Origin of the sequence: Morganella sp. Je.2.23 (assembly GCF_051129855.1) — a bacterium.
Taxonomy (GTDB): domain Bacteria; phylum Pseudomonadota; class Gammaproteobacteria; order Enterobacterales; family Enterobacteriaceae; genus Morganella; species Morganella sibonii.
Map to the genome: position 1 here is coordinate 1 of NZ_JBCPSQ010000025.1, position 1,039 is coordinate 1,039.

Sequence of the window (1,039 nt, forward strand, 5' to 3'; positions counted from 1 at the left end):
GGGGGGGTACAAAAAACACCGGCGGTTGCCGGTGTTTGGGATGAACTCTGTGTCCTTCAGACATCCGGCGGATTTTTCCGTCCGCCTGTCAGAACACGTAGCTGAATTTGATGCTGCCGCCCACACCGTCACGTTTGCCGGTGTACCCGTTCAGATTAATATCCATACTCAGCGGCTGCGCCGCCAGCGGTTTCACCTGTGTGCCCAGCGTCAGAATACCCGTGCTGCCCTGTACACCCGGTTCGGCAATGTCATAGCCGTAGGTGGATGCTTTTGCTTTACCGTCAAACTCATACTCATACCCCAGACCTGCACGCACAGTCACCGCTTCCGTGTACCGGTGTGACAGTCCCGCATCCAGACGGATACGCTGGGAATTAATATCGTCAAAATGAATCTTATCCCCCGCCACAGTCACGTCTTTACCTTTCAGCTGCGTCCACAGGTATTTGGCCGCCACGTCCGCAGTATTTTTTTCATCCAGTGCTTTACTGTAACCGGTACCGATATGCGCACCCAGGTAATTGCTGTCCAGATTATAACGGGCCTGCTCACCAGTGCTCAGGTTCACAATGTCGCGGGTGTCAAAGGTATTGCGGTTTTTACCGGCCCGCAGTGATGCTTCCGCAAAGACACCGGAATCAAAGTCATAATGGCCCAGTACCGCCGCGCCGGTATAACGGCTGTGTCCGTCACCGTTCACATCATTCTGCGCATCAAAGCTGTTATGCGTATTATAACTGCCCCAGCCGCTTTCAATCAGTACCGCCCCGACCAGGTTGTCCGTCAGGTAGCTTAAACCGCCGGTTAACCGGCCGTCTTTCGCATCAATATGTGAGCCGCTGTTATACCGGGTTTTGTCACCGGACAGGGTGACAAACGGCGCCAGTCCGTTGTCCGGGTTCTGATGACGGATGGTGTGCACGGTATTGTATGCCAAGGTATCGCCCCCGCGGGTCAGCATCATGGCCGAGGCCAGATGCCCCTCGGACAGGGCTTTCAGCTGCGGGTTCACGCGGGCTGCCGGGGTTTCCGGGTC

1 protein-coding gene is annotated in these 1,039 nt (G+C 55.8%); it reads right to left on the reverse strand.

Going from position 1 to position 1,039, the window contains the following annotated elements:
- Positions 1 to 88: 88 nt before the first annotated feature.
- The coding region (locus AAZR23_RS20690) for an autotransporter outer membrane beta-barrel domain-containing protein (RefSeq protein ID WP_434694501.1) at positions 89 to 1,039 on the reverse strand (951 nt) is incomplete at its 5' end.